General features: G+C 66.7%; 1 protein-coding gene. It reads right to left on the bottom strand.

Annotated elements, in window-relative coordinates; genetic code table 11:
• Positions 1 to 908: pectate lyase family protein (locus tag ABD223_RS43290; protein ID WP_486374877.1), on the bottom strand; the 908-nt coding region annotated here is incomplete at its 3' end.
• Between the last annotated feature and the right edge of the window lie 27 nt (positions 909 to 935).

The raw sequence follows: 935 nt of genomic DNA, 5'->3' as shown, positions 1-935 counted from the left end.
GTGTAGGCGTAGGGGATGGAGACCGTGGTGGTGGACTTGACGTCGGGGCCGGCGGGGTTGGTGTCGCTGCCGGGGGCGGACCAGGTCGCGTTGTCGAAGATGTTGCCGCCGACCTGCCAGTAGCCGGCCTCGCTGGTGTAGAAGGTGCCCAGGGCGTTGTGGACGTCCTTGAAGTAGTTGTTGTCCACCCTGGCCCTGGCGCCGGCGCGGGAGTTGATGCCCGACTCGTGGATGTCGACGTAGTGGTTGTTGTACATGTGGCCGATGCCGCCCCGCAGCAGGGGGGTGCGCGAGTCGATGTTCTCGTACAGGTTGTGGTGGTAGGTGACGAACCCGTTGGCGCGGTCGCTCTCGCTGGACCCGACCAGCCCGCCGCGGCCGGAGTTGCGCAGGGTGCTGTAGGACAGGGTCACGTACTGGGTGTCGTCCTTCATGTCGAACAGGCCGTCGAAGCCCTCCGCCTCGCCACCCGACGCCAGCAGGGTGGCGTGGTCGACCCACACGTTGCGGACGCTGCTCTCCATGCCGATCGCGTCACCGCCGTTGGACGTGGGCGAACCCGACTTCTTGACGTTCTGGATCGTCACGTTCCGGATGATGATGTTGCGCGAGTCACGGATGTGGATACCGAGCTGGTCGAACACCGCACCGCCGCCCACACCGATGATGGTGACGTTGCTGATCTGCTTGAGCTCGATCACCCCGGCCGCGGTCGAGCAACTGCCACCCGAGACCTTGCCCGTGTTGCCGTGGTTGATCGTGCCCTCGACCTCGATCACGATCGGCGTGCTGCTGCTCGCCCGGCTGCACAGGGCCTGGTGGATCTGGGTCCCCGTGGTCGCCCGCACCGTCGCACCACCCCTGCCACCGGTGGTCCCCCCGTTCTGGGACGCGTAACCCGTCGCCACACCCGCAGGCGGGTTCGACGTGGTCGT

The sequence above is a fragment of the Saccharothrix xinjiangensis genome (genome assembly GCF_039527585.1).
Taxonomy (GTDB): Bacteria; Actinomycetota; Actinomycetes; order Mycobacteriales; family Pseudonocardiaceae; genus Actinosynnema; species Actinosynnema xinjiangensis.
This window is presented reverse-complemented; position numbering and strand designations above follow the sequence as displayed.